Annotated in this window: 25 protein-coding genes, 1 pseudogene and 1 other annotated feature; of the genes and pseudogenes, 20 read left to right on the plus strand and 6 right to left on the minus strand. The window is 37.5% G+C overall.

Annotated features, from left to right (window positions below; genetic code table 11):
- Nucleotides 1–100: 100 nt before the first annotated feature.
- The 5 genes from BR50_RS07375 to BR50_RS07395 form a co-directional block, all read right to left on the minus strand.
- On the minus strand, nt 101–1,351 hold the full coding sequence (locus BR50_RS07375; RefSeq protein ID WP_034547542.1) for a phage major capsid protein: 1,251 nt from the start codon (nt 1,349–1,351) through the stop codon (nt 101–103).
- Nucleotides 1,352–1,358: 7 nt separating this feature from the next.
- Nucleotides 1,359–1,751: a hypothetical protein gene (locus BR50_RS07380; protein ID WP_034547543.1), complete on the minus strand. Its 393-nt coding sequence runs from the start codon at nt 1,749–1,751 to the stop codon at nt 1,359–1,361.
- A 279-nt stretch (nt 1,752–2,030) separates the two neighbouring features.
- Nucleotides 2,031–4,565: a DNA primase family protein gene (locus BR50_RS07385; RefSeq protein ID WP_034547544.1), complete on the minus strand. Its 2,535-nt coding sequence runs from the start codon at nt 4,563–4,565 to the stop codon at nt 2,031–2,033.
- Between the two features lie 95 nt (nt 4,566–4,660).
- Nucleotides 4,661–4,966 carry a hypothetical protein gene (locus tag BR50_RS07390; protein WP_034547546.1) on the minus strand — a complete coding sequence of 102 codons (306 nt, stop codon included), beginning with the start codon at nt 4,964–4,966 and terminating at the stop codon, nt 4,661–4,663.
- 67 nt (nt 4,967–5,033) lie between these two features.
- Nucleotides 5,034–5,309, minus strand: a complete 276-nt coding sequence (locus BR50_RS07395; RefSeq protein WP_034547548.1) for a hypothetical protein — start codon at nt 5,307–5,309, stop codon at nt 5,034–5,036.
- Nucleotides 5,310–5,547: 238 nt separating this feature from the next.
- Between BR50_RS07395 and BR50_RS07400 the strand changes: the two genes are divergently transcribed.
- The 14 genes and pseudogenes from BR50_RS07400 (at nt 5,548) to BR50_RS07465 (ending at nt 18,351) form a co-directional block, all read left to right on the plus strand.
- Complete coding sequence (locus BR50_RS07400; protein ID WP_051905761.1) at nt 5,548–5,946, plus strand: helix-turn-helix domain-containing protein; 399 nt, start codon at nt 5,548–5,550, stop codon at nt 5,944–5,946.
- 211 nt (nt 5,947–6,157) lie between these two features.
- The gene (locus BR50_RS07405; protein ID WP_034547553.1) at nt 6,158–7,309 is read left to right on the plus strand and encodes a tyrosine-type recombinase/integrase; all 1,152 of its coding nucleotides are present in this window, start codon (nt 6,158–6,160) and stop codon (nt 7,307–7,309) included.
- A 708-nt stretch (nt 7,310–8,017) separates the two neighbouring features.
- Nucleotides 8,018–9,133 (plus strand): alanine dehydrogenase, encoded by a 1,116-nt coding sequence (gene ald / locus BR50_RS07410; protein ID WP_034547555.1) that lies wholly within the window; start codon nt 8,018–8,020, stop codon nt 9,131–9,133.
- A gap of 90 nt (nt 9,134–9,223) precedes the next feature.
- A complete protein-coding gene (locus BR50_RS07415; RefSeq protein ID WP_034547557.1) occupies nt 9,224–9,454 on the plus strand; it encodes a DUF2969 family protein in 231 nt (76 codons plus the stop codon).
- A 133-nt stretch (nt 9,455–9,587) separates the two neighbouring features.
- Nucleotides 9,588–10,574 carry a YihY/virulence factor BrkB family protein gene (locus BR50_RS07420; RefSeq protein WP_034547559.1) on the plus strand — a complete coding sequence of 329 codons (987 nt, stop codon included), beginning with the start codon at nt 9,588–9,590 and terminating at the stop codon, nt 10,572–10,574.
- Between the two features lie 166 nt (nt 10,575–10,740).
- The gene (locus BR50_RS07425) at nt 10,741–11,916 is read left to right on the plus strand and encodes an FtsW/RodA/SpoVE family cell cycle protein (RefSeq protein WP_034547561.1); all 1,176 of its coding nucleotides are present in this window, start codon (nt 10,741–10,743) and stop codon (nt 11,914–11,916) included.
- Between the two features lie 29 nt (nt 11,917–11,945).
- A pseudogene (locus tag BR50_RS07430) lies at nt 11,946–12,313 on the plus strand (arsenate reductase family protein).
- A gap of 20 nt (nt 12,314–12,333) precedes the next feature.
- Nucleotides 12,334–12,684, plus strand: a complete 351-nt coding sequence (locus BR50_RS07435) for a glycine cleavage system H family protein (RefSeq protein ID WP_034547563.1) — start codon at nt 12,334–12,336, stop codon at nt 12,682–12,684.
- A 48-nt stretch (nt 12,685–12,732) separates the two neighbouring features.
- Nucleotides 12,733–12,996 (plus strand) — a binding site (T-box leader).
- A 67-nt stretch (nt 12,997–13,063) separates the two neighbouring features.
- Complete coding sequence (locus BR50_RS07440; RefSeq protein WP_034547565.1) at nt 13,064–14,104, plus strand: methionine ABC transporter ATP-binding protein; 1,041 nt, start codon at nt 13,064–13,066, stop codon at nt 14,102–14,104.
- Entirely contained in the window at nt 14,088–14,792 is a 705-nt protein-coding gene (locus tag BR50_RS07445) for a methionine ABC transporter permease (protein ID WP_034547567.1), read from the plus strand. The genes BR50_RS07440 and BR50_RS07445 overlap by 17 nt, the downstream gene beginning before the upstream one ends.
- Before the next feature lie 111 nt (nt 14,793–14,903).
- A complete protein-coding gene (locus BR50_RS07450) occupies nt 14,904–15,758 on the plus strand; it encodes a MetQ/NlpA family ABC transporter substrate-binding protein (RefSeq protein ID WP_034547569.1) in 855 nt (284 codons plus the stop codon).
- Nucleotides 15,759–15,891: 133 nt separating this feature from the next.
- Nucleotides 15,892–16,374: a PH domain-containing protein gene (locus BR50_RS07455; RefSeq protein WP_034547571.1), complete on the plus strand. Its 483-nt coding sequence runs from the start codon at nt 15,892–15,894 to the stop codon at nt 16,372–16,374.
- Nucleotides 16,367–17,896: a PH domain-containing protein gene (locus tag BR50_RS07460; RefSeq protein WP_034547573.1), complete on the plus strand. Its 1,530-nt coding sequence runs from the start codon at nt 16,367–16,369 to the stop codon at nt 17,894–17,896. The genes BR50_RS07455 and BR50_RS07460 overlap by 8 nt, the downstream gene beginning before the upstream one ends.
- Entirely contained in the window at nt 17,878–18,351 is a 474-nt protein-coding gene (locus BR50_RS07465) for a PH domain-containing protein (RefSeq protein ID WP_245792759.1), read from the plus strand. The genes BR50_RS07460 and BR50_RS07465 overlap by 19 nt, the downstream gene beginning before the upstream one ends.
- Before the next feature lie 77 nt (nt 18,352–18,428).
- On the opposite strand, the gene BR50_RS07470 is transcribed toward BR50_RS07465, so the two are convergent.
- Nucleotides 18,429–19,157: a gamma-glutamyl-gamma-aminobutyrate hydrolase family protein gene (locus BR50_RS07470; RefSeq protein ID WP_034547575.1), complete on the minus strand. Its 729-nt coding sequence runs from the start codon at nt 19,155–19,157 to the stop codon at nt 18,429–18,431.
- A 245-nt stretch (nt 19,158–19,402) separates the two neighbouring features.
- On the opposite strand from BR50_RS07470, the gene BR50_RS07475 reads away from it, so the two are divergent.
- The 6 genes from BR50_RS07475 (at nt 19,403) to sufB (ending at nt 26,204) form a co-directional block, all read left to right on the plus strand.
- On the plus strand, nt 19,403–20,788 hold the full coding sequence (locus BR50_RS07475; protein WP_034547577.1) for an ISLre2 family transposase: 1,386 nt from the start codon (nt 19,403–19,405) through the stop codon (nt 20,786–20,788).
- 263 nt (nt 20,789–21,051) lie between these two features.
- Nucleotides 21,052–21,825 (plus strand): Fe-S cluster assembly ATPase SufC, encoded by a 774-nt coding sequence (gene sufC / locus BR50_RS07480; protein ID WP_034547579.1) that lies wholly within the window; start codon nt 21,052–21,054, stop codon nt 21,823–21,825.
- An 11-nt stretch (nt 21,826–21,836) separates the two neighbouring features.
- On the plus strand, nt 21,837–23,123 hold the full coding sequence (gene sufD / locus BR50_RS07485) for a Fe-S cluster assembly protein SufD (RefSeq protein ID WP_034547581.1): 1,287 nt from the start codon (nt 21,837–21,839) through the stop codon (nt 23,121–23,123).
- Nucleotides 23,120–24,358 (plus strand): cysteine desulfurase, encoded by a 1,239-nt coding sequence (locus tag BR50_RS07490; RefSeq protein WP_034547583.1) that lies wholly within the window; start codon nt 23,120–23,122, stop codon nt 24,356–24,358. The genes sufD and BR50_RS07490 overlap by 4 nt, the downstream gene beginning before the upstream one ends.
- Nucleotides 24,345–24,773: a Fe-S cluster assembly sulfur transfer protein SufU gene (gene sufU, locus BR50_RS07495; RefSeq protein WP_034547585.1), complete on the plus strand. Its 429-nt coding sequence runs from the start codon at nt 24,345–24,347 to the stop codon at nt 24,771–24,773. The genes BR50_RS07490 and sufU overlap by 14 nt, the downstream gene beginning before the upstream one ends.
- A gap of 36 nt (nt 24,774–24,809) precedes the next feature.
- The gene (gene sufB / locus BR50_RS07500; protein WP_034547587.1) at nt 24,810–26,204 is read left to right on the plus strand and encodes a Fe-S cluster assembly protein SufB; all 1,395 of its coding nucleotides are present in this window, start codon (nt 24,810–24,812) and stop codon (nt 26,202–26,204) included.
- Nucleotides 26,205–26,263 lie beyond the last annotated feature (59 nt).

The raw sequence follows: 26,263 nt of genomic DNA on the forward strand, positions 1-26,263 counted from the left end.
TGATAGTCTAAAAATGTTATAAATTGCAAGCGTTATCCTAAAGACAAAAAACTACCACTGCATTAAGCAATGATAGTCTATTGTCAATTATTCAATATTCTTATTTGATACCGTCCACGATCACAAAGGCTTCATCATGAATAGTTGTAGCGTCTGCACGTAAGTAACCTCGGAAGTCTACTGCAAGATGATTGAAAGCATTGTCCGTTGTACGTGATACTTCGATAATAATTTCAGTTCTCATACCTACAAGTAATTGTGTCATATCTCCTACAAGTGCAAAGGATAGGTTTGTTGTATCTCCTAAGTTGTTAGGGATTTGAGTTGTAGTCATTTTGTTAGGGATTTTAATGTAACTTGGTAACGGTTGAATAGGTTGTCCTAAAGTATCTACAAACATATCTAGTTTACCTGCAATAGAAGGATTGAATACAATTGCATTAGGTTCATGATTTTTACCTTGAATCTTAGTAATAGCTTGTGAGAATGGAACATAATTTGCAATATCTCCACCTTCAATTTTTTCAATGCCTTCAATGTTGTAAATTCCTAATAAATTAGGATCAACGCCATTCCCTGTTAATACTTGACGGTCAAGCTCTAACGCAAGACTAGCACTAAGTGATTCAATTACTTGTTGATCTAGTCCAGAAGCGTCCTCTAGTAACTCAACGGAAGCTGTTCCAGAAGCTACAATAGTTTTTGCTTCAAGATTTACTGGTTCAAATGTTGCATTAGATTTTACGATTTCATCTAATTCGAGTTTAGAGTGAGAAGTAAAGTCACTAACTTGTTTAGCGATTGTCAAAGTTCGGCTATTCATTGGGATCATGCTTGCTAGTTGCATGACAACTGATTTAGCACGTACTGTTTGAATGATCTTTTCTGATAACTCTTTAGGAATCATCACTTGACCGTTACTGATATTGTTAGAAGCTGCTACACGTTGTTCTGTACCTGCTCCACTCCAGTTACCTGTTGATAGTCCACGTATCATTTTAGCAAAGGAGAAGTCTTTCAATTCTTCGTCTCGGTTGTTTACTCGGTATTCTTGGTTAGGTGCTAAAACTCTGTGTTGCACCCCTTTTATATCTTCAATAATTTTTGTCATGTCATCTGCTCCATTTCTATTTTCTGTATTTTCAAGTACTAGTACTGGATTTTCTGTATAATTGACAAGTTTGTCTGTTGCTTTGTCTACTTGCTCACGTATTTCTTTAATTCTGTTAGATGATTCTCGCATTTGTTTGATATTCTTTTCATATTTATAACGATCAAATTTCAATACTTCTTCCTCTAAACTTTCTTTCGATTCTCTTACTTCACGTTTTAACCAGTCTACTGCTGCCATAATTTTTTTAATTCCCTTCATTTTCCATTATTTTTTTTAGTTGTTTTGTTGCTTTGACAAGTTTTTCTGTAAATGCTAGTTCGGTCATATTATTCAATGTTGCCACTTTACTAAGTAAGGGGAGTTGAGTTTCATATAAACAACCACCAATCCTACTATTAGCTATATAGTAGCTTTCAAGAATCAAGTATGAAATTCTACTCCTATATTTTAATATCTTTAAAGATTTTAGCAGTTGTTTTTTGCCCTCTGCTCCATTAAGTCTATCGTATGTAAAGTTTTTAAAATATAACCATTTTTTGAGTAGAAGATTTGTTTGCTTTAACTTAATATCAGAACCTTCTTGCTTACGTCCAACACGTGTTAAATAAATAGGCTTTTGCTCTTTTTCATATGTCATTTGAATACTCACTTTCTTATTTTTCGGGTAGTTTGGTAGTTATCTTAACTACCCGGGTAGTTATCTAAAACGGCTGTAACCCTTGGGAGAGTAAGGCAGGTAGTTTAGTAGTTAAGTTTTGCCAAATCATATTATAATATATATTATTTTTTATTATTTTTTCTATAAAGATTATTAAAAAGATAGCTACTTAACTACTCACGTCCTTCAATCCCTTGGTATGACTGGTTTATTTCGGGTAGTTATCTAGGTAGTTATCTGTTTTAGATAACTACTTAACTACCTGCTCATTAATTGTTCCTTTTCTTTCCTCAATGCCTTCAATTCTCGTTCGTTGTCGTCTTTATTTAATACCTTAAAATTAGAACGTCCGCTCATTATTGAAGTGTTAGTTGTTTCCATTTCGTTGATTTTGCTATCAAGTTTTTCAATATCAATTTGTGTCTCGTTATCATGGTTCACATAACATGTTTTTCTAGCTTTCTTATATGTCTCATCAAAAGCTATTCCATCATCTAAGAACACATATTCTTCTCGGTCATTATCTTCTTTTAGGAAGTAATCTAAAACGGATATCGCTGTTTGTCCTGTATGGCTCCAATCGTCTGTTTTCTCAATAAATTGGTTCAATCTTGTAACAAACATGCGTTGTGATAGCTTACTAGGTTTGCCAACTTCTTGCGACCATTTCACAAAATACTTGTAAACAAAATCTACTCTCAAACGTCCGCTCTTAAATGTTGAAAATACGTTTTCAAAGAAATCTGCAACAATATCATTTTCTAAGGTAAATTCACGCATTAGGTTTTCGGAAGCTTTTGGTTGAATGAATAGTGTGAAATCTTCAATTTGTAAAGCACACTGCATTATCCAACTTAGAATTTCTGGATCACGTGCATATTCACTTTTTATTTTTGGGTTGCCTTTACTACCTTTGTAGCTGTTTACAAATGGAACCATCAACATTCTTCTCTTGAAAGCGTCTGTTATATCTGATGTTCGCAAGTGTCCGTTTACTGATTGAACGACAAGGGGTGTACCTTGATATTTGAACCGTTTTAGTCCTTTAGGGTTTACACTGAACATATCGCCTGTAACGAGCGATTTTAGCACTCTAGGTTCATCTACAAAGCTTGAAGTGTCATTGTCATCGCCAATCACAATCTGGGCAGTTTCGATTCCTTCGGTCTGATGGTTTTGTTGCATTTCTTTAACAGTCAAGGGGAGGATATTGTCCTTTCCTACCAAAGAAGAAATAAATTCTTGGAAGGTTCCTTTTCCTGATCGCCCCATACCGCTATCACGTAACAGTACAAATTGTTCTCTATTTTTCAATTGAATACTAGCACGAACAATCTGCCATAAAAGTGATTCGAGTTCTTTGTCATCGTTCGACCATTCTTGAAGCATGTTGCTGAAAGTCCAACCATCACGCATAGGCTCGCTATCCATTTGAATGTAATTTGTATCAATTTTTGAAGTGAAAACAATTTCTGGATTATATGATTCTAACTCCATTGTTTCAAAGTTAAACAAACCGTTTCCAACACATATATAGTCACTACCTGCATATTTTTGTTTTATTTCAGATTCGTTTTTTAGATGGAACATGACGTTTTTCGCTAGTCTTTCAGTCAATGTATTTTCTACCCACGAGATAATTTTGAAGAAATAAGATTCTGTTGCTGTATAGATTCCTTCGTCTACTAAAAACATACTCACTGGATTTTCAATATTTCCAACAATTACAAAATCGAGATAGTCTTGAAGCACGTGTGCGACTTCTAAAGGCGTCAGTCTCGGTTTTTTAGTTTCAGCGTTATCTCTCTTACCCTGTGAGTACTCACGATCCGCACGTTCTTGGTTACCACGTTCAGTTAATTTGTGTTTTAGTTCTTCAAGAGTATTTACATCTTGTTTTTGAACCTGCTTATTGTTATTGAAAAATTCTTTGAAAGAAACATTCAATCTACTGATAGCTTTATCTCTTTTGAAGTGTTCAATATTTTGATGTTGCCATTCTTGATTGTCACCTGCTAAAATTTGGATACATGTTTCTGCAATGTTCTCGGATATTTCCGCCACCTGTAAAGCATGTTTGACACACATATATGGTTTAAGGTAGTTATCCCTTTCTTGAAGCCACACTTCATTTCGAGTTGCATATTCAACTACAAGATCAATAGCTTCTTTATCCTCAATGTTAGTAAATGAATATTGTTTATTTTGGTTAGTTGTTTCTTTAATCGCAGTGACTTGTAAAAGTGCGTCAATTGGATAAGATTTTCCTTGATTGACAATGATATTACTTTTATAATCATCTAAAGAACCATTGACGATTACTGGTAAACCCATATGCTGTGAATAGGTTTTTGAAGCTGTATCGCAAGGAAAAATACCAATCGTATCAATCATTGATTGAATAAGAGCCTCGTTCTCATTCTCAACATAGTTCCTTGACGGTTCAACGATCATTCTTAGTCTTGTATTATCGCTAGTATTTGATATAGTAGGATATATAAGATAGTTGTAAGAACCTAGCTTTTCTTTAACCACCTGCATAAACTCTACAATTGGTAGGGTTACCTTGTCGTAGTCCAATACGATCAAGGATTTATAAGATAAATTTTCGTTGGAACGTGTACTATTTTTTAGGTCGCCACTTAGAAAATACTTTGCGTTCTTTTTCTTTAGGGTTTCTTTATCTCCACTCAAGATATCGGGTTCGTATTGAACCAAGTATTCAAAATCACTTAACAGTGTTTCAACTCGTGTGTATTTTTCGCTTCTTACGCCTGTTGTCAAATTTATCAATTGAAGTCACTTCTTTCAAATTTAGTAGCCTTCACACATTTATACACATATCACATAGTCCTCCTCAAGACAGCGTAACGAGCATATCATTTTCATTATGCTTCTAATTCTTCTAGCGGTGTATCGTCAATTTTTTCTAATAAAGAAAAATAGTTATCAAATGGATATGTTGGTTTTTCCTCTAAAACGTTCAAAATCCGAATAACTTCCTCGGTTAAGTCGTCTAAAATCTGATATGAATCATCACTCAATGATTCAGTGGCATCATTCATAAAGTTTGTTAAATCTGCACAAACATTTTGAAGATCTAAAGTTTCTTTTCTCAATGCTGTTACAATTTCATTCGTTTGCCCTGCTAGTTCTTGAATAATTTCATCTTTTTCGTTAGCTGTTTTGTTCATGTTAAAAATCTCCCGTCATATTTTTATTTTTTGTTCTACCCAAGCAACGGACTTCCACGTACCGCTTTTATATTTTGTGATCCTGTAAGAATTTCTCTGCGTCTCTCATATCTATCATTGTTATTTGTTCAACATGGATTACCTTTAATCCTTTGGTTAGCCATTTAGCTAAAGTTCCATATGAGATTCCAATTTCTTCACAAAAATCTTTTTTCTTAAAATATCTTTTACCACCTTTGTTTTTGCTTTCTTCGGCTACATTTCCAAGCATTGTTTCTAAAAATTTGGCGATTTGTTCTTGAATTTCTTTCGAGAAAAGACCAAATGTTTGTTGTTCCATCATTTTTTTACCTCCTTAATGGTTCGTTTGTACCTTTTTTAACTGGTATATACATAGTATAAGGTACATACGTTACTTTGTCTACCTGAAAAATTCGATAAATGGGCTTATTTGATAAGTTTTTTTATATTTTCACTGATATATAGGCTTATTTAATGTTTTTAAGAGTGGAAAGGTTCATTTGTTCTCTTTTTTATGATATATTATATATGATAATTAACTAAAAGGAGGGGTGAGTGAAGTGTTGATAGGTGAAATGATTAAACAACTAAGGATAGAAAAAGGTTTGAAACAAAAAGAACTAGCTGAAGTAGTTGATATTTCTAGAGAGAGTATAGGTAACTACGAGCGAGGTACTAGAGCACCTAGTGCTGAAATAGCAAGCAGGATAGCAAATGCATTAGATGTTCCTGTTGGTGTTTTAATAGGGGAAGATGCAGATGTTATATTTTCAAAATTAATTGAACTAAATGATGGATTAGAAAATGGCTTTTCCTTAAATTATGATCCCATAGACAAGCATGAACAAACCTTGTTACGATCTGTAATTGATTATATGAAGCAAAGTAAACAAAGAGAAATGGAAAAGTATTATCAGGGATTAGAACAAGGTAGAAAAGACAACACTGACAAGCCCTAAACAGTGCTTACAGCACTCTCAAAGGCTTCAACCAATCTACAACATACTTTTACTTTATATAGAAGAAACATTGTCATAGGCTCTTGAATAACCACCTAAAACATTGTTTACAATAAGCAGGGTAACGATATATAATAGGCAAATAGTTACTTAAATACCTTATAGCCCCAAGCAAAAACTTCCACGTTATGCTTCAAAAGGGGAAACAATAATGGCAAATATTAAAAAGTATATTAAAAAAGATGGTTCTACGGCATATGAATTTAGTTTGTATCTAGGCATGGATCACGTTACTGGTAAAAAGCGTAGAACGACAAGGCGAGGTTTTACGTCCTTAAAGGGTGCTAAAACTGCTATGAATAGACTGCAATACAAGGTACAAGAGAACGGGTTTAAGAAGCAAAAGAGTTATACCTATAATGAAATCTATCTGTTATGGATTGAGCAGTATAAAAACACTGTCAAAGAAAGTACGCTGCAAAAGACAACTAAGCTATTTGAACATCATATTTTGCCCTTATTTAGTGATTTAAGGATAGATAAGGTAGACACTGCATATTGTCAAAAGGGTATAAACAAGTGGTTCAAAAAAGGCTTAACAAGCTATAAGATACTACTTCGATACACTTCAAAAGTCTTTAAAATGGCGGTCAATATGAACATTATTGAAACAGATCCTACTGCAAAAGTAACGGTTCCTGTTAAAAGAGAAAATGAAGTTATTGAAAAGTTACCTCGATTTTACGATAAGGAAGAACTGGAACAATTCTTTTCTTCACTTGCAAAAGAGGGTAACAAAAAAAACCTAGCACTTTTTAGGGCGTTAGCCTTTAGTGGTGCTAGGATAGGCGAGATTTTAGCCCTTGAATGGCGTGACATAGACTTTAACGCAAGTACCTTATCAGTCAACAAGACGCTTACAAGGGGCTTGAACAATCGCTTAATGGTAGACGTTCCCAAAACTAGAAAGTCAATTCGTGTGATAAGTTTAGATCCTATCACTATGCAGGTTTTGAGAGTATGGAAATTAGAACAAGCTGAAAGCTATTTCAAATTAGGGTTCAATACTGGTAGGATCAAGCAACCTGTGTTTACAAACAGTAAAAATGCTTATATAAACAGCTCCAAAATTTATAGAGATTACAGCAGAGTAGTGAAAAAGTATGACCTTAAGAAAATCAACATACATGGCTTTAGGCACACACATTGCAGTTTATTATTTGAAGCAGGTGCGAGCTTGAAAGAAGTACAAGACAGATTAGGTCATACAGACGTTCAAACTACTATGAATATCTACGCTCACGTAACGAAAAGAGCTAAAGATGAGACAGCTTCTAAGTTTGCGGATCATGTCGGTTTTTAATTAGGGGTAGTCAAAAGGGTAGTCAATGCAGAAATGAATACAGCAAAAAGGTTGTGAAACGTTGATTTAAAGGCGTTTATAAGGTGTCTACTGCTATTTAGCATAGAAACCCCTCGCTTCCATCGAGTCAAACTAAATAAGTTGTTAAAACGTTGATACAGGAGTATCTTTAAGGCGTTTTAACGGCTTATTTTTTTGGCTGTATAATTTTTAGTATTGATAGAATTAATCTAATGGCATTACTTACCCAAATTTCTGGAGGAATAGGGTTGCTTGTAGCCATGTATAAGATTCAATGAGAATTACAAAACGTTGGCGCTTCAGCGATTGGGTTTTGTTTGAAGCTTGAAAGTCTGTAAGACCAAAGGCTTAAAGGCGGTCCAATGGCTCCACAAGCAAACCCGTCCATTCCAGAAGAAATTTTTTTGAAGCATCCACACTATTTGTTATAGAACCTTTTTTTTGGATACATCTATATCCACGTCTATTCTTAAAAATCCACGTAGTTTGCGAGCTTTTCAGCAATTTTTTCTTTAATCTTTTCAGTCGCATGAACTCAGATAGCCATTACCATTTGAATATTTCAGCGGTTAAACGGTGGAAGAATATAGAGTGGGCGCGTCGAAATGTTTGGGTTTTATATTTGTAAGCGTTACAATAAAGGGGCAAGATGTTAGAGTTGACGCAAAAAAAAGGAGGATACATATTATGAAAATTGGAATACCAAGGGAAATTAAAAACAATGAAAATCGAGTTGCTATTTCGCCAGCAGGCGTTAAAAGTCTTGTGAGCAATGGTCATGAAGTTATGATTGAAGTAAATGCAGGTAAAGCAGCTGGATTTCCAGATGAAGAATATAAATCAGCAGGTGCCGTATTAATTGAAGAAGCTGCACAAGTTTGGAATGCTAAAATGATCATAAAAGTTAAAGAACCGATATCAACAGAGTACAAGTATTTTAAAAAAGGAATGATCCTTTTCACGTACTTACATTTAGCTCCAGCATTAGAATTAACTAAAGCATTGTTGGACTCAGGAGTTACTGCTATTGGTTATGAAACAATGGTTGGAAAAGATGGAACATTGCCTCTTTTAACTCCTATGAGTCAAATTGCCGGCAGAATGGCTGCACAAATTGGAGCCGAATTTCTTGAGAGCGTAAACCAAGGTAAAGGTATCTTGTTGGGTGGAGTACCAGGAGTACAAAAAGGAAAAGTAACTATCATCGGCGGCGGAGTTTCAGGAACAAATGCGGCTAAAATTGCAATCGGTCTTGGAGCAGATGTGACGATTTTAGATGTGAATCCAAAACGTTTAGAAGAGTTGGATGATTTGTTCGAAAATAAAATCAATACACTTATGTCAAATGAATTGAATATTGCAAAATCAGTCAAAGAAGCAGATTTAGTTATCGGTGCTGTATTGATCCCAGGTTCAAAAGCTCCAACATTAGTGACCGAAGAAATGGTCAAACAAATGGAAGCAGGTTCTGTTATCGTTGATATAGCAGTTGACCAGGGTGGTATTATTGAAACAGCTTCCGAAGTGACAACACATGATAATCCGGTTTATCTAAAACATGGAGTCGTTCATTATGCTGTTGCAAATATGCCAGGTGCTGTTCCTAAGACTGCTACGTTAGCTTTAACTAATGTAACGATTCCTTATGCAGTACAAATCGCAAATAAAGGATTAGTCAAAGCGGCTAAAGAAAATTCAACAATTTATACAGGTATCAACGTTATGGACGGAAAATTAACTAAAAAAGAAGTTGCACATGCTTTGGATATTCCTTTTCATGAAGCTTTGAACTCATTTAATTAATAGAGGCTTTATTATCTGAATAAATAAATGAATTTTTTCCCGAAATGCAGTATACTGATTAGAGAAACTAACTGCAAAAGGAGCATTCAAATGTCTAAAGGAAATAAAAAAGTTCAAGTTGAAGTAAAAGAAACCCCTAATAACAGAGAAGGTTTAACTGAGTTAGAGTTATATGTGAATGGTAAAAAAATTGGTCAATTGCAACAAAAAGAAGGCCAGACAGTTACTATAACAACTAATTCAGGAACAGAATCTAAAGCTAGATCTGTCGATGATGGAATAAATAAATTAATCATGGACTATAATTTATACCAAATGTAAGTCAAAAAAATCAATCCTGTTTTTCAGGATTGATTTTTTTTATGATTTGGCATTATCTAAAAGCTTCCTAAATGCTTTTTAAATTCAATTATGCTATGCTTTTTTTATACATAATGTAAAGGACGTGGCCGCTGTGAAGACAAATACCGAACAAGCTTATTTTAAAGATAAATTAAAGTTTTTCCTAGAAGTCATTAAACCTAATTTGGGACGAGCTGAAGTTTCCTCTAATGCAGCTGAGTTAGCATACTTTACGCTATTATCTTTATTTCCTATTTTATTAGTTATAGCTAATATTATCCCGCTTTTTCCGATCAAAGCATCAGATATATTGCCGATGTTAGAAACAGGTGTCCCACCAGATATTTACAATGTCCTAGCACCGATACTAGAAAATTATTTAAGTAGTTCAAGTGGAGGAGCTATTTCTATCGGACTTATCACGTCATTATGGGCTGCTAGTAAAGCTTTTAACGCATTACAAAATGTGTTGAATAGTGTTTATGGAGTGGAAAAGAGAGAAAATTTCATAATCGTTCGATTAGTATCATTTCTAGTTCAGTTGGCTATCGTAGCTATCGTAGGATCATTGGTTTTTGCCTTTGTTTTTGGAGAACAAATTCTGTTGCTCATCCAAGATTTTGTGGGGATCGATTTGGGGATCATTCTGCAAGTATTGAGCTATAGATGGTTAGTTTTATTCATTGTCTTGACGCTCGTGTTAACAATGGTTTACTTTTTAGTACCAAATAACCGTTTGAATATTAAATATGCTTTTCCAGGAGCTGTATTTACTACAATAGGTTGGTTGGTTCTATCCGAAGCATTTACGCTTTATATTCGATTTGCTGGAGGAGAAGCAGCTGCTAGTGCAACATTTGGGGTGTTTATTGTTTTGATGGTGTGGCTCTATTTATCGGCGATCATTTTACTATTAGGCGGGCTGATCAATACGATTTACTTTGAATATAAAATAGGTAAATCAGTCAATGAAGCTAAGCTCGAAAAAGATGAAGCTGAAAAAGACGACAGACCAAAAGAATATCCAGACAATTCAGATTCGATTCAACATAAAAAATTACTGAAAGTGAAAACGGTCGAAAAACAAAAGGAAAACTGATTCTTTAATTGGTTTTCCTTTTGTTTAATTTTTTCTAGAGAGGCAGCACTGTAAGATTTTTCTAAGAAAGACAAGAAGTCTTTTTTTTAGATCTGATTTCTTATATAATGAATGAAGTTTGATAAAGAAATTTTTGACAGATAGGACACAAGGAGAATTTTAAAAAATGACAGAAAATAAAGAAACGAAAATAGATTATGGAATCATTTTATCCGTCTTGTTGCTTGCAATTATTAGTATCGCTACTATCTTTTCAACCACCTATTTAGATGCTGGTGATGGCATTCGAGCTACGTTAATGCAGGTGGTCTGGTTTGTAGTTGGAACGGTTGCCATTATTGTTATTATGCAGTTTGATTCGGAGCAGCTATGGAAGCTCGCACCGGTGGCCTATGGTGTAGGGCTCTTTCTCTTAGTGATGGTCTTATTCTTTTATGATCGCCCTACTATGCTGAGTACCGGAGCTAAAAGTTGGTTTAAGTTAGGCCCAGTGACTTTCCAGCCATCTGAAGTTATGAAAATCGCCTTTATTCTAATGCTCGCTCGTGTAGTCACAAAACATAATGGCGATTACGCAAACCATTATCCTAAAACTGATTTCTTATTACTGGGGAAAATCATTTTAACCTCTATCCCTCCATTGATACTGGTCATGTTACAGAATGACTTAGGCTCAACACTTGTATTTATTGCCATTATTATTGGTTTAGTGTTGATATCAGGTATTACATGGAAAATCATTCTGCCACTGTTTTCAGGAGTTGGAGCACTCGGAGCGACTTTACTTATTCTAGTAATATACAATCGTGAATTTTTACTACGATTAGGTTTTAAACCGTATCAATTTTCCCGAATAGACTCTTGGCTGAACCCTTATGGTGATTCAGGAGATACTTCCTACCAATTGATCCAAAGTATAAAAGCGATAGGCTCAGGTAAAATGTTTGGTAAAGGATTTGGAACTTCAGAAGTATATGTACCGGTTCGAGAGTCTGATATGATTTTTGCAACAATCGGTGAAAATTTTGGCTTTCTTGGCAGTTGTATTTTGATTTTTATTTACTTTTTACTGATTTACCAAATGATCCGTATTTGTTTTGATACGAAAAATGAATTTTATGCCTATATTGCAACGGGTGTTATCATGATGATTTTATTCCATGTATTTGAAAATATCGGTATGAGTATTGGGTTGCTTCCATTGACTGGGATACCATTGCCGTTTATTTCCCAAGGTGGAACGGCACTATTAGGAAATATGATGGGTGTTGGACTAGTTATGTCCATGAGGTACCATTACCGCAGCTACATGTTCTCTGAAGAAGATGAAGATTTCAAATAAAAGAAATGTAATTTTAGAAGTGATCTGATTTGCTCGAACTATATCAACACCCTACTTGTTCAACATGTAAAGCAGCAAGGAAATGGTTAGATCAACATGCGATAGAGTATCAGGCGATAAATATGATTGAGACTCCGCCAACACAAGAAGCCTTAGCTAATTTAATAAAGCAATCCGATCTTCCTCTGATCCGGTTCTTCAACACTAGCGGGAATAGGTACCGCGAATTAGGCTTGAAATCACGTGTACCAGATATGGCTGTCAGCGAAGGCGCAGCGGTATTGGCTTCAGACGAGACGGTATGTTGATCAAACGGCCGTTACTGACAGATGGGAAGATAACGACTCTCGGATTTAAAGAGGATGTTTATGAAACCATCTGGGGAAACAGAAACTAAAAAAGACAGGAGCGATTAGAATGGAACAACAAATGAGATACAGCGAAAACGGCTTATGGGTACTAAAAGAAGGCGAAAATTACCGCATCGGATTGTCTGAAAAAGGCCAAGATGATTTAGGTGAAGTCATGTTTGTAGAGTTACCCAACACATTAGCTGAAGTAAAAGAAAGTGATGTTTTACTAGGAGTCGAAGGAGCAAAAGCGGTCACTGAATTGCTGTCTCCGCTAACAGGTGTTGTTGTTAAGTTTCATACTGAGTTGACGGATGATCCTGAAAAATTAAATAGTACAGATAAAAAAGACAATTGGATCATAGAAGTAAAAGACGTAGAACCAGATGCTTTTAAAAAATTATCAGTTAAGATCTAAAAAAAGTTGACAGAAAAAAACAGCTCTGTTAAGATATATTAAATATCAATTAACGCGATGATGAGAAGAGTAAGTTCGTAATAACCATTTGTAGAGAGCCTTGTTTGCTGAAAAAAGGCAATGGAAATTGGACTGAAGATGGTCTTTGAGCAGAATAAGTGAATGCTTTGCATAAACCTATTCCGGATGCACCCGATAACGTGCCGCAGTATAAAAAAGTTGAAAAAAACTTAAGTACTGTAAGAGGTTAATTTAGTGATAAATTAACAAATTAAGGTGGTAACACGAAAATTCGAAACTTTCGTCCTTATAGTAAGCAGTGTGCTTAGTATAGGGACGAAAGTTTTTTTATTTCAAGAAAATAGGAGGTGTGGCTGAAATGATTGAATTAAAAAATATAAAAAAAGTGTTTCAAACGAAACAAGGCAGTTTAACAGCTGTAAAAGATATAAATATCTCGATCAAAGATGGTGAGATTTATGGGATCGTTGGTTACTCCGGAGCTGGGAAAAGTACATTGGTCAGAATGTTCAATGGCTTAGAAATGCCAACAGAGGGCACAGTTGCTATTGAAGGGAATGTTATTTCACAATTACAAGGGAAATCGCTTAGGAAAGAACGTCAAAAAATTGGAATGATTTTTCAACATTTCAACCTTTTATGGTCAAGAACAGTAGAAGAGAATGTTTTATTCCCGCTTGAGTTAGCGAAAATACCTAAAGAAGAACGTGAAGCTAAAGCAAAAGAGTTGATTGGTTTAGTTGGATTAGAAGGAAGAGAAAAAGCCTACCCTTCACAGTTATCTGGTGGCCAAAAGCAGCGTGTGGGGATCGCAAGAGCACTAGCCAATGATCCAACATTGTTGCTTTGTGATGAAGCAACAAGTGCGCTTGACCCGCAGACAACGGATGAAGTATTAGATCTACTATTAGATATCAATAAGCGTTTAAACTTAACTATCGTATTGATCACACATGAAATGCATGTTATCCGAAAAATTTGTGATCGAGTAGCGGTCATGGATGACGGGAAAATTGTTGAAGAAGGCTCAGTTATTGATGTGTTCAAAAAGCCGCAACAAGACATTACTAAACGCTTTATTCGTCAAGATGCAAATCCAGACAGTGAAGATACCGACATGATTTTTGAAGAATTGTTGGCAGAATATCCTGAAGGAAAAATCGTTCACTTAACGTTCCACGGGCATCAAGCTAAGATGCCGATCATGTCAAAAATCGTTCGAGAAGATGGCGTCGATTTAAGCATCATTCAAGGAAGTATCCACCAGACACAAGAGGGTGCGATTGGCTCACTGTATGTTCAACTAACCGGTGAGAATGAAAAAATCCAGGTAGCTATTGAAGAATTAAGAAAATTACAGGTAGAAGTTGAGGTGCTAGAACATGTTGTTGAAACTTAATTTTGGGACCAGTGTTTTATCACAGTATCTTGACTTTGCAGAAGTCGATTGGGAAAAAATGCAACAGGCAACCATAGAAACCATTTTCATGACAATTGGATCTGTTGTGATCATCTTCTTTGCTGGATTGCTACTAGGGCTATTATTGTATGAAACAAACGGGAAGAATACACTGTTCGCTAAAATACTATATCGAGTAGTGGCTATATTAGTCAATGTCTTCCGTTCTATTCCTTTTATCATTTTGATCGTACTACTTATTCCTATCACTAAAACACTTGTAGGATCCATTATTGGACCAACAGCTGCATTGCCGGCGCTGATCCTTTCGTCAGCACCATTCTTTGCAAGGCTAGTCGAAATTGGTTTCAGAGAAATCGATAAGGGAGTCGTTGAAGCAGCTGAAGCTATGGGAGCTAGCAAATGGGAAATCATTTATAAAGTTTTGATTCCAGAAAGTCTACCAGCCATTGTTTCAGGTATCACGGTCACAACGATTTCTTTAGTTGGAGCAACAGCGATGGCGGGAGTTATCGGAGCAGGCGGTTTAGGAAACTTAGCCTACCTGGATGGCTTCCAACGTAACCAACCGGCAGTAACTTTGGTCTCAACGTTGATTATTTTAGTGCTCGTATTCATCATTCAAGCTATTGGAGATGTGATCGTTAAAAAAGTAGACAAACGTTAAAACAGCTAAATGAAAAGCAAGCGATAGTCATTAGCTGATAAAAAGTACCACCGTTTAAATAGGGGATTTAAATGCAATAAAAAACAGATCGAAAACAAGGGGGATTTAAAGATGAAAAAGAAAACTATTTTATCAGCGTTAGTAACAACGGGCGTGCTATTGACTCTAACAGCATGTGGCAGTGAAGGAAGCGATGAAGCAAGCAGTGAAACAGGCGGATCAGCAGCAGAAGAAACAACGATCAAAATTGGAGCAAGTAATGTTCCTCATGCTGAGATCCTTGAATTTGTTGAACCGATCCTTGAAGAGGAAGGCATAACATTAGATATCACGACTTACAATGATTATGTTATCCCAAATGTCGCATTAGATGAAGGTGAAATTGATGCTAACTATTTCCAACATGTTCCATTCTTTGAGGCAGCAGTAAAAGAAAATGGGTATGATTTTGTTAATGCTGGAAGCATTCATATCGAACCGATAGCTATTTTTTCTCAACGCTACAAAAGTTTAGATGAGGTAAAAGATGGTGCAACGGTCTTGGTCAGTAACAACCAATCAGACTGGGGACGAATTCTTGCGATTTTTCAAGAAGCCGGCTTAGTAACAGTGAAAGATGGCGTAGATCTTACAACAGCCACATTTGATGATATCGACGAAAATCCTAAAAACTTAGTCTTTGAATACGATAATGACCCAGCATTGATGACAACATTGTACCAACAAGATGAAGCAGAATTAATTGCGATCAACTCAAACTTTGCAGTAGATCAAGACATCAGCCCAATTGACGATTCAGTTGCTCTTGAAAGCTCGTCTTCGCCTTATGGTAATATTATTGCCGTTCGTTCAGAAGATGCTGAAGATCCAGCTATTTTGAAATTGGTAGAAACATTGAAATCTAAAGAAGTACAAGAGTTCATCTTAGAAGAATGGGATGGAGCAGTTGTTCCGGTAACAGAATAATAAAAGAAAAGTAAGAAGCAAATGAATGATTTTGCTTCTTGCTTTTTTTTGTGCTCTAAAGGTTGGTTAAGATAGTACTATTTTCAAGATAGTGCTACACTCAAAGTAAGATATTAGGTAAGGAGTGGGTGGTATGTACAAAGAATTACCAGCAAAAAAATTAAATGAAAGTGCCATTCGATATGAACGAACAAAAGACAGCATTGGAAGTTTCTTTACGTTAGTTTTTTTTGGGGTTTTAATGTTCTTAACACTTAAATTTGACTGGCCAAAAGGCTTAATGGTTATTTGGATCATTTTGCCGATCATTGATTTTTCATTGAGTTTGTATGTCCTTCCGTACTTGAAATTAAAATCGGTGCGCTATGAAGTGCATGCGCTTCATCTAGAAATTATGACTGGCATTTTTTTTAAAAAGAGAGTGTTGATCCCAGTTGAACGCATCCAGCATGTGTCAGTAAAAGAAGGTCCGCTAACTCGGCATTATGCCCTCCAGATCGTAGAAGTTTTTACAGCAGGAACAGTCCATGAGATCCCGTTGCTGATAAAAAAAGAGGCGGAAGAATTGAGGGTCCAATTATTAGAACGACTAAAGGCGGTGAAATTAGATGTATGATGAAAAAAAATTACACCCGTTAACGCTTATCACAGATGCCTACAATCGTTTGGTTTCATTTGTCATACCGATTCTTTTCTTTGCTTTTTCAAGTTCTAGATTGGAAGGCTTAGGCCTTATTTTGACACTGCTCTTCTTTACCATTTTTGGTTTAGTGTATCTAGTAGATGTTTTGAAATTTATACGGACATCGTACTGGATCGATAACAATCGATTTGTTGTAAAAAGCGGATTATTCATTCAAAAAGAAAAAGATGTCCAAATCAGCCGTATTCAAAGCATAGATTACAGCGAAAATTTGATTCACCGGGTCTTTAACGTGACAAAAATTGAAATCAAGACACCGGGAAAAGGGATAGCTCTAGATGCTTTATCTAAAGAAAATGCGCTAAAGTTGGCTAACCAGCTGCATTATCTAAAAGAAACACAACGTGAAGGCTTCAGCCAGAGTGCTCAAGGAATGAGTGGAAAGCAAATTGATCGGCATAAAGGATTCTCGCTGCAAGAAGAGGGAGTGACAAAAACCGTTTACGCAATGAGGTTAGTCGATATTTTAAAAATGAACCTGATGGGAGGATCCATTCTTAAAGGACTGATCGTTTTAGTAGGGGCTGTGAATGTCTTTGAAGAGTTGATTTCAGATGCTTTATTTGATCAAGCGGGAACGATTATTAGTCAAACATCGGTCGTATCACAGTTGATAATTGTTGGATTGCTGTTTATCATTTTATATGTTGTGGGTAGCGTTATTTCCGTTATCAAAAATTTTGATTATAAAGTTGAATTGACAAAAAATCATTTAACTATTGAAAAAGGGTTATTGGAAGTGAAAAGCCAAACAGTCGCTTTAGCGAATATTCAAAGTGTCTGGGAAGAACAAAATTGGCTGCAAAAATTATTTGGCTATACGACATTTTCAGTTGGGATCACAAGTGATGAAGAAGCAGCTAAGAAGGATGATACAGGCGAAAATAATGAAAAAGGTAAAATTATTTTGCTGCCGCTTATAAAGAAGAAGCAGCTTGCCTCGTTAAGAGCCGAGATCGTACCGCATTTCAACTTCCTGCCTACTCAACAAGTTGTTCCTATTCGCTCTTTGAGACGATTTGTTCAATGGCCGCTTTTATTCTGGATCAGTTTAACACTTTTAGCTTCCTACTTTTTATGGCCATTAGCTTGGACGATCGGGGCAGCAGGCAGTCTAGTGATTCTTCTGTATGGATACCGCAGTTATAAAAAAACCGGCTACGCTCTTTCAAAAGAAGAAGTAACGTTTCAACTGCCTAAATTGATCAGTACTGAAACGATTTACTTACGTAAAGACCGGATTTTAAATCTGACGGTCAAACAAAATCCTTTATTAAAAAGAAGCCGTTTAGGAAAAGTAGAAGTATTCAGTGCACTTGGAGATTCCGCTCAAAATAAAAAAGTGTCTTTTATTGAAGAAGCCGACTGCGAACGGTTATTTGATTGGTTTTTAGTGAATGAGAGGAGTGTAGAGCCATGGGACCAAAAAACATGATCGATCCTCAAGTGTTGAAGTTGTGGCGTATCAGAGGATGTTTCAATAGTCTTCCTCTAGTGGGTGTCGCCTTAGTGTATAACTTTTTTATCCAAGTCATGCCAAATACCGGTTTACCTGATGTGGGCATTTACATCACTATTGGACTGGCACTTATTGGCGGATATGTCTTTATCTACTTGTTGCCAACGTTAACTTATCAATCTTGGCGAGTAGATTACAATAAGGATGAAATTGATTTTATTTCAGGTATTTTAATCACAAAAAGGGTCACGATCCCGATCATCCGAGTTCAAAATGTTGAATCAAGTATTGGACCATTAGCCAAAAAAATGGGTATGATGTCTTTAACGATCTCGACAGCTGCGACAAGTCATAAGCTGCCGGAATTGCCTGAAGAAGAAGCTCTTGAAGTCCAAAAAAAGATTCGACGTTTGATTCGAAATAGTCTGTAAAAAAAAGCTGATTCTTGATCTTATCCTCAACTAGTAGTTTATCTACTATTGAGGGCAAGAAACAAAATCAGCTTTTTTTAAATCATTTTTTTTATGACTCGCTTAACAAAATCCGTAAATAAACGCTGCATCATTAAATCGTACGGGATCATCAATTCAGGATGCCATTGCACAGCTACGATACTTTGATGGGGTGATTTTGCTTCAAAGGCTTCAATCAAGCCATCTTTACTCCAAGCCACAGCTCTAAATGGCTCAGCCAATTCCTTGATTGCTTGGTGATGGTACGTATTGACAACATATTGATTACCAAAAATCTTGCCGATCGTACTATCAGGCTCGATATCAATCGTATGAGCGCCTGTTTCAAAATGAGTTAATTGAACATGTTGGACAGCTAAATTGGGATAGTCTGAGACATCTTGATAAAGAGTTCCGCCGTAAGCGACATTCACTAATTGCAGTCCACGACAAACCGCAAAAATCGGTTTAGCTTGATGGATCGCTTCTTTGACAAGTGCAATCTCAAAAGCATCGCGAGCTGGATTAGTGGCGCCTAGTTTCAAGCTTGGTTCTTCGCCAAACAATAATGGCGATACATCTTGTCCGCCAGCTAATAAAACGCCATCTACTTTTGATAAGTAATCTTTGGCCTCAGTCGGGTCACTGATCGGAAAAACAACTGGGATGGCGTCAGCTTGCCGAACGCCATTAACAAATCCTTGAGGTGTATACGTGATCGGCAAGCCATTTACATCGGCATTATTTAATAAAACATTGCCGGCAATTCCAATTAAAGGTTTCATAAATATCACATTCCTTTCATCAATAAAATCAAACTAAATAAAATACAGAATAGTAGGTGTTGTTGATTTATTTGACGGGGTAAAATCTTTATTCTTAGTTTACCTGATTTTAGTAGAAAAGTAACCCCTGAAACAATTGGCAATAAGGTTAGTGTAAAATAATTGTTGGAAAATAAAAAAAAGAAACAACTCCTGTGTTAAACTGTTTTTACCTACTAAAAACATAGAACAGGAGTTGTTCCTTAATGGATATTATACAGCATGTCATGACAGAAATCAGCAAAATGATGAGTAGAAATATTGAATTGACCCAAAATAAACAATTGCCTTTTAATGAATTGATTTCAAACGTTCAAGAAACAATGAATCAAGTAGGGATTGCATTGGTAGAAGATTATATTGTCCAACTGGACACTATTTTGAGAAAAGACACGACACGAAAAGAGTTGTATCATGTCCAACGGAACAAGGATCAGAAACTAATTGCGACTACTATGGGAGATATCATTCTAGACAGAACGTATTACAAAAACAAGCAAACAGGTGAGTTTTCTTATCTAGTGGATGATTATTTAGAACTCGAACCGCATGCCCGGATGGATTTAGGATTAACAGCTGCCATCTTAGAAAAAGCGAAAGATTTGTCGTATCAAAAAACAATCGATAGCTTTAAAAACATTTCAATCCATAGTCGGAGTTCAGTTATGAACGTTGTTCATAAACATTTAGTAGAGCCTACAGAAGCAGATTTACCAGCGCATAAGAAGTCCATCGACCGATTATATATTGAAGCAGATGAAGATCACGTGGCTTATCAAGATGGCACCAATCGCTTCATGAAATTGGTTTATGTCTATGAAGGACGGAAAGAATCCACGGGAATCACTAAAAGAGTTGAGTTACAGGGGAAACGCTACTTTACCGGTCTTTATCCAGATAATGATGACTTATGGGAAACTGTACTCGATTACTTGGAAGAAGCGTATGATTTAAATCAAGTAAAGAAAATCTACATTTCTGGCGATGGAGCAGCTTGGATTAAATCCGGTACGAAAATGATACCCAAAAGCGAATTTGTCTTAGATTATTTTCACTTATCAAAATACATTAAAAAAGCCTGTATAGGGCATCATGAATGGATTTCTAATCTCTATAGGTGGATTTATAGTAACGAAAAAGAGTTGCTTAAATTGTACTTTAAAACACGTTTAGATGATGATTTAAGAGAATCTGAAAGAAAAGCTTTAGAAGAATCAAGACGCTATATTCTAAGGCACTGGGAAGCCATCCAAAAGCAAAAAGATCCCAATTATTATGGTTGTAGTGCCGAAGGGCATATTAGTCACATTCTATCTGCTCGACTTAGCTCCCGACCATTAGGCTGGAGTTTAACCGGTGCAGAACATATTGCGAAATTGAGAGCCTACACTTTTAATGGTGGAGACATAAAAACAGCTTTAAAAAGAGAAAATAAAACACGTATTCGTCAACTAGCGATTAAAAAATTAGATAAACGAGTCAATCGGAAATACACCCAACAATTCCAACCAGTGTATGGAGGGCTTCCCGCGCTGACTCAGTATAAAAAAAGTCCGTTATCATTTGTATTAAAAGGAATACGTGGAAAATAGATTTTTAATGTGATTCCCTTCAAAGCTAAAAGGAATTTTTCCTTTTAGCTTTGAAGGGAATGAACCAAGCGGAGCGCGGTAGGCGATTCCTTAAGATAAAAAAGAACGATTTAGCTAGGAGAATTTTTTTCCAACAATAAATTGACACTATCGGCAATAAGTTTGCGAAAGCATAAAGGTTAGTCTAAAATAAAAGGTAGCAAGACCATTAGCTCTACCAGTAGTGATTTTAAAAATTTAAAGCATAGGGGCGAAACTAAGCTATGTCCATATTAGAAGTAAAAAACTTGCATGTATCTATTGAAGACAAAGAAATTTTAAAAGGTGTCAATTTACAGATGAAAACCGATGAGATCCATGCCATCATGGGACCAAATGGAACTGGAAAGTCAACTCTTTCAGCAGCCATTATGGGACATCCCAGCTATATCGTTACTGAAGGCGAAATTTTATTGGATGGACAAAATGTTTTAGAAATGGCCGTCGATGAACGCGCAAGAGCTGGATTGTTTTTAGCTGTCCAATACCCAAGCGAAATTGCCGGCATTACCAATGCCGAATTTATGCGTGCAGCAATCAATGCTCGTCGACCAGAAGACGATAAAATCCCGGTCATGAAATTCATCAAAAAATTGGATGAAAAAATGGCTGTTTTAGATATGGCAGAAGAAATGGCAGAACGTTACTTAAATGAAGGTTTTTCGGGCGGTGAGAAAAAGCGCAATGAAATCTTGCAATTGATGATGATCGAACCGACATTTGCTATTCTGGATGAAATCGATTCAGGTTTAGACATTGATGCCTTAAAAGTAGTATCAAAAGGGATCAATGCGATGCGCGGCGAAAAATTTGGCGCATTGATCATTACCCATTACCAACGTTTATTGAATTATGTGACACCCGATGTCGTGCATGTCATGATGAATGGTATCATCGTAAAAACAGGCGGAGCTGAATTAGCTAAAAGGCTTGAGGCTGAAGGCTATAAAGGCATCCGTGATGAATTAGGCTTAGATTTTGTTTTAGAAGACGATTAAGGAGGATCAAGATGAAAGAGACAAATTATTTAGGTTATCTTGACCTTGTGCAGCAATTTTCTCTGATGCATGAAGAACCATCTTGGATGACCGAATTCAGAGAAGCAGCATTGATAAAAATCAATTCTTCCGATCTACCATCTTTTGAAAGAGTTAAGTACGAGCGCTGGCCTTTATTGCAAGTACCTGATTTTTTCAGCGATGAAGAAAGCATTTTACTAGCAGAAGATTTTTTGACCGGAGATGACGATGCTCCGCGAGTTATCCAAGTCGGCAATCAAACGGTTTTCGAACAGCTGCCGATGAAATACATTGAACAAGGCGTGATTTTTACCGATATTTTTACAGCATTGCAGGAGCATTCAACGCTGCTCAAAAAAATATATATGAAGTTAGCTGTCGAATATGATGAAGACAAATTGACGGCTTTTCATGTGGCCTTTATGAACAGTGGCTTATTTTTGTATGTACCTAAAAACGTTGTGATCGACGAACCGTTGGAAGCTCTATTCGTACAAAATAGCAATGTGAAAAATAGCTGGATCAAACATGTTTTGATTTTTGCGGACACAAACAGCGAGTTCACCTATGTTGAGAAGTATGAAACGATTGGAACTGAAAAAAATGCTGCCAATATTATTGTGGAAGTCATTGCCAATCCGGGTGCGAAAGTGAAGTTCTCAGCAGTCGATCAAATTGGTGCAACGACCACTACGTATATCAATCGTCGCGGACATACACTAAAAGATGCAACAATCGAATGGGCGATTGGAGTCATGAATACTGGGAATGTGATCGCCGATTTTGATACCGACTTGATTGGAGAAGGCTCACACAGCGAAGTGAAAGTCGTCGCGATCAGTATGGGCAAACAAATCCAAGGGATCGATACACGCGTGACGAATTATGGCCGAAATACGATCGGACATATTTTGCAGCACGGTGTGATCCTAGATAAAGCAACATTGACCTTTAATGGCATCGGCCACATCATCAAAGGAGCTAAAGGGGCAGATGCCCAACAAGAAAGTCGGATCCTTATGCTGTCTGAACACGCTAGAGGAGATGCTAATCCGATTTTATTGATTGATGAGAATGATGTGACGGCTGGACATGCCGCCAGTATCGGCAGAGTCGATCCGGAAGAACTGTATTATTTGATGAGCCGAGGCATCCCGAAACAAGAAGCTGAACGTTTAGTGATCCGTGGATTCTTGGGTTCAGTTATTGCAGCGATTCCATTAAAAGTCGTCCGTCAAGGATTAGTAGATACGATCGAAAGGAAGTTGGATAAATGAGCTTTCCGGCTGATAAATGGAAAAAGGACTTTCCTATCTTAGCGCAAATAGTCAATGACGAACCGTTAGTGTATTTAGATAATGCTGCGACGACTCAAAAGCCAACAGCTGTGCTAAAAGCCATTGAAACCTATTACTGTGAATCAAATGCTAACGTACACCGCGGTGTCCACACTTTAGCTGAACGAGCAACAACGCAGTATGAAGCGGCCCGTGAAAAAGTGCAACACTTTATCCATGCTGCTGAGTCAGCCGAGGTTTTATTTACCCGCGGCACGACGACCAGTTTGAACTGGGTAGCCAAAAGCTATGGAGAAGCCAACTTGCAACCGGGAGACGAAATCTTGGTTTCCGTGATGGAACACCACTCCAACTTGATCCCTTGGCAGCAGTTAGCCAAAAAAACACAAGCTGTATTAAGCTATGTTGAGTTGACCGAAGAAGGTCTGTTGGATCTAGACAGCTTGCGTGGTCAGTTAAGCGAGAAGACCAAAATCGTGGCCTTAGCACATGTTTCTAATGTGCTTGGGGTCGTTAACCCGATTCAAGAAATTGCACGACTGGTCCATGCAACAGAAGCCGTACTCGTCGTCGATGGAGCGCAAGCTGTTCCACATATGCCGGTCGATGTCCAAGAATTAGAAGTTGATTTTTATGCTTTTAGCGGTCACAAAATGGTGGGACCTACCGGTATCGGTGTGCTATATGGCAAACGCCATTTGCTAGAAAAAATGGAACCTGTTGAATTCGGCGGAGAAATGATTGAATTCGTCTATGAACAAGAAAGCACGTGGAAAGAATTGCCGTGGAAGTTTGAAGCTGGGACACCTAATATTGCTGGAGCAATCGGGCTAGGGGCGGCGGTTGATTATTTATCGACTGTTGGACTTGTTGCGATCCAAGACTATGAACACGAATTGATGGCTTACTTATGGCCAAAATTAATGGAGGTACCAGGATTAACGATTTATGGCCCCTTGGATACTGCGAAACGATCCGGCATAGTGACCTTTAATCTGGATGGCATTCACCCGCATGACGTTGCGACCGCAATGGATATGCAGGGAGTAGCGATTCGAGCCGGCAATCATTGTGCTCAGCCGCTGATGCGAAAATTAGCAGCTGATTCAACAGCTCGTGCCAGTTTTTATTTTTATAACACAACAGCAGATGTGGATCAATTTGTTGAAGCATTGCTGGCGACAAAGGAGTTTTTTACTCATGGCCTTAACTAAACTAAACCAATTGTACCGTCAAGTGATTTTAGACCACTCCAGCCACCCGCATCACCATGGGGATCTGGAGCATGCAACAAATCGCAGTGACTTGACCAATCCGACTTGCGGCGATGTGCTGCAGCTTCAACTGGTAATAGAAGATCAGATCATTAAAGACATTCGATTTGATGGAAGCGGTTGTACGATCAGTCAAGCCAGTGCGAGTATGATGACTGATGTTGTGATTGGAAAAACAGTCGCTGAATCTTTACTGTTGGCAGATCAATTTTCGCTGCTCGTGCAAGGAAAAGAAGTCGCCAAACTAGAAGAACTAGGAGATGCGGCACTTTTAAGTGGGGTCGCACAATTCCCAGCCCGTATCAAATGTGCTACGTTGTCTTGGAAAGCACTAGAAAAAGCCTTAGTAAAATAGACCGTTTAAATGAGTAAAAGCAAGGAGTGAAGAATTATGGGAAAATTACCAGAACGCGAGAATTATCAATTCGGCTTTCATGATGAAGTGGAATCAGTCTTTACGACTGGAAAAGGGGTTTCTGAAGCAACCGTCAGAGAGATTTCCAACCGGAAAAAAGAACCCGACTGGATGCTGGATTACCGTTTAAGAGCCTATGATCACTTTACCAAACGGCCGATGCCGGAATGGGGAGCGGATCTTTCAGAAATCGATTTTGATGACATTACCTACTATAAAACCGTCAGTAATCAGCCCGAACGTAGCTGGGAAGACGTACCGGATAAAATCAAAGAAACCTTTGAACGCATCGGGATCCCGGAAGCTGAGCGCAAATACCTAGCCGGAGCCGGAGCGCAATACGAATCCGAAGTGGTTTACCATAACATGAAAGAAGAATTTGAAAAGCTGGGTATCGTGTTTACCGATACCGATTCAGCCTTAAAAGAATATCCTGAGATTTTCAAAGAATATTTTGGAAGCATCGTACCTGCGACAGATAATAAATTAGCTGCTCTGAATTCAGCGGTCTGGTCTGGTGGAACCTTTATTTATGTTCCAAAAGGGGTACGTTGTGATGTGCCGCTACAAATGTATTTCCGGATCAACGATGAAGCGATGGGCCAATTCGAGCGCACCTTGATCGTCGTCGATGAAGGCGCAAGTGTGCATTACGTCGAAGGCTGTACGGCACCAACCTTTTCATCCAGCAGCTTGCACGCTGCTATAGTTGAGATCGTCGTCAAAAAAGACGCATACTGCCGCTACACGACGATCCAAAACTGGTCCAACAATGTCTACAACTTGGTCACCAAACGTGCTGTAGCCGAAGAAGGCGCTACGATGGAGTGGATCGACGGCAACCTTGGAGCGAAAACAACGATGAAATACCCAAGTATCCTATTAAATGGACGCGGAGCCAGAGGAACGATGTTGTCGATTGCAATGGCCGGAGCCGGACAAAACCAAGATACCGGTGCTAAAATGATTCATAATGCACCAAACACGTCCAGTTCGATCGTCTCAAAATCGATTGCTAAAGACGGTGGCGAAGTCAATTACCGCGGACAAGTCACGTTTAGCAAAAACTCCGGCGGATCAATCTCACATATCGAATGCGATACGATCATTATGGATGATCTATCCAAGTCAGATACGATTCCGTTCAATGAGATACACAACGGAAACGTCTCGCTCGAACACGAAGCCAAAGTCTCTAAAATCTCAGAAGAGCAACTCTATTACCTAATGAGCCGCGGCTTGACTGAACAACAAGCCACCGAAATGATCGTCATGGGCTTCGTCGAACCCTTCTCCAAAGAACTCCCAATGGAATATGCAGTGGAATTGAACCGATTGATTGCATATGAGATGGAAGGCAGTGTGGGGTAGTGACAGTACAGTAGGTGATAATAACTTTTTTAAAAGAGAGTAACTATTTTAGTGAAGAT

Source organism: Carnobacterium alterfunditum DSM 5972, assembly GCF_000744115.1.
Taxonomy (GTDB): domain Bacteria; phylum Bacillota; class Bacilli; order Lactobacillales; family Carnobacteriaceae; genus Carnobacterium_B; species Carnobacterium_B alterfunditum.

Excerpts from the sequence above, each read along its gene's own strand:
- BR50_RS07465 (WP_245792759.1), top strand. The coding sequence starts at position 17,878 with ATGGGACCAAAAAACATGATCGATCCTCAAGTGTTGAAGTTGTGGCGT.
- sufB (WP_034547587.1), top strand. The coding sequence starts at position 24,810 with ATGGGAAAATTACCAGAACGCGAGAATTATCAATTCGGCTTTCATGAT.
- BR50_RS07470 (WP_034547575.1), bottom strand. The coding sequence starts at position 19,157 with ATGAAACCTTTAATTGGAATTGCCGGCAATGTTTTATTAAATAATGCC.
- BR50_RS07415 (WP_034547557.1), top strand. The coding sequence starts at position 9,224 with ATGTCTAAAGGAAATAAAAAAGTTCAAGTTGAAGTAAAAGAAACCCCT.
- sufU (WP_034547585.1), top strand. The coding sequence starts at position 24,345 with ATGGCCTTAACTAAACTAAACCAATTGTACCGTCAAGTGATTTTAGAC.
- BR50_RS07425 (WP_034547561.1), top strand. The coding sequence starts at position 10,741 with ATGACAGAAAATAAAGAAACGAAAATAGATTATGGAATCATTTTATCC.
- BR50_RS07460 (WP_034547573.1), top strand. The coding sequence starts at position 16,367 with ATGTATGATGAAAAAAAATTACACCCGTTAACGCTTATCACAGATGCC.
- BR50_RS07475 (WP_034547577.1), top strand. The coding sequence starts at position 19,403 with ATGGATATTATACAGCATGTCATGACAGAAATCAGCAAAATGATGAGT.
- BR50_RS07395 (WP_034547548.1), bottom strand. The coding sequence starts at position 5,309 with ATGATGGAACAACAAACATTTGGTCTTTTCTCGAAAGAAATTCAAGAA.
- BR50_RS07405 (WP_034547553.1), top strand. The coding sequence starts at position 6,158 with ATGGCAAATATTAAAAAGTATATTAAAAAAGATGGTTCTACGGCATAT.
- sufC (WP_034547579.1), top strand. The coding sequence starts at position 21,052 with ATGTCCATATTAGAAGTAAAAAACTTGCATGTATCTATTGAAGACAAA.
- BR50_RS07380 (WP_034547543.1), bottom strand. The coding sequence starts at position 1,751 with ATGACATATGAAAAAGAGCAAAAGCCTATTTATTTAACACGTGTTGGA.
- BR50_RS07450 (WP_034547569.1), top strand. The coding sequence starts at position 14,904 with ATGAAAAAGAAAACTATTTTATCAGCGTTAGTAACAACGGGCGTGCTA.
- BR50_RS07490 (WP_034547583.1), top strand. The coding sequence starts at position 23,120 with ATGAGCTTTCCGGCTGATAAATGGAAAAAGGACTTTCCTATCTTAGCG.
- BR50_RS07435 (WP_034547563.1), top strand. The coding sequence starts at position 12,334 with ATGGAACAACAAATGAGATACAGCGAAAACGGCTTATGGGTACTAAAA.
- BR50_RS07455 (WP_034547571.1), top strand. The coding sequence starts at position 15,892 with ATGTACAAAGAATTACCAGCAAAAAAATTAAATGAAAGTGCCATTCGA.
- BR50_RS07440 (WP_034547565.1), top strand. The coding sequence starts at position 13,064 with ATGATTGAATTAAAAAATATAAAAAAAGTGTTTCAAACGAAACAAGGC.
- sufD (WP_034547581.1), top strand. The coding sequence starts at position 21,837 with ATGAAAGAGACAAATTATTTAGGTTATCTTGACCTTGTGCAGCAATTT.
- BR50_RS07375 (WP_034547542.1), bottom strand. The coding sequence starts at position 1,351 with ATGGCAGCAGTAGACTGGTTAAAACGTGAAGTAAGAGAATCGAAAGAA.
- BR50_RS07390 (WP_034547546.1), bottom strand. The coding sequence starts at position 4,966 with ATGAACAAAACAGCTAACGAAAAAGATGAAATTATTCAAGAACTAGCA.
- BR50_RS07445 (WP_034547567.1), top strand. The coding sequence starts at position 14,088 with ATGTTGTTGAAACTTAATTTTGGGACCAGTGTTTTATCACAGTATCTT.
- ald (WP_034547555.1), top strand. The coding sequence starts at position 8,018 with ATGAAAATTGGAATACCAAGGGAAATTAAAAACAATGAAAATCGAGTT.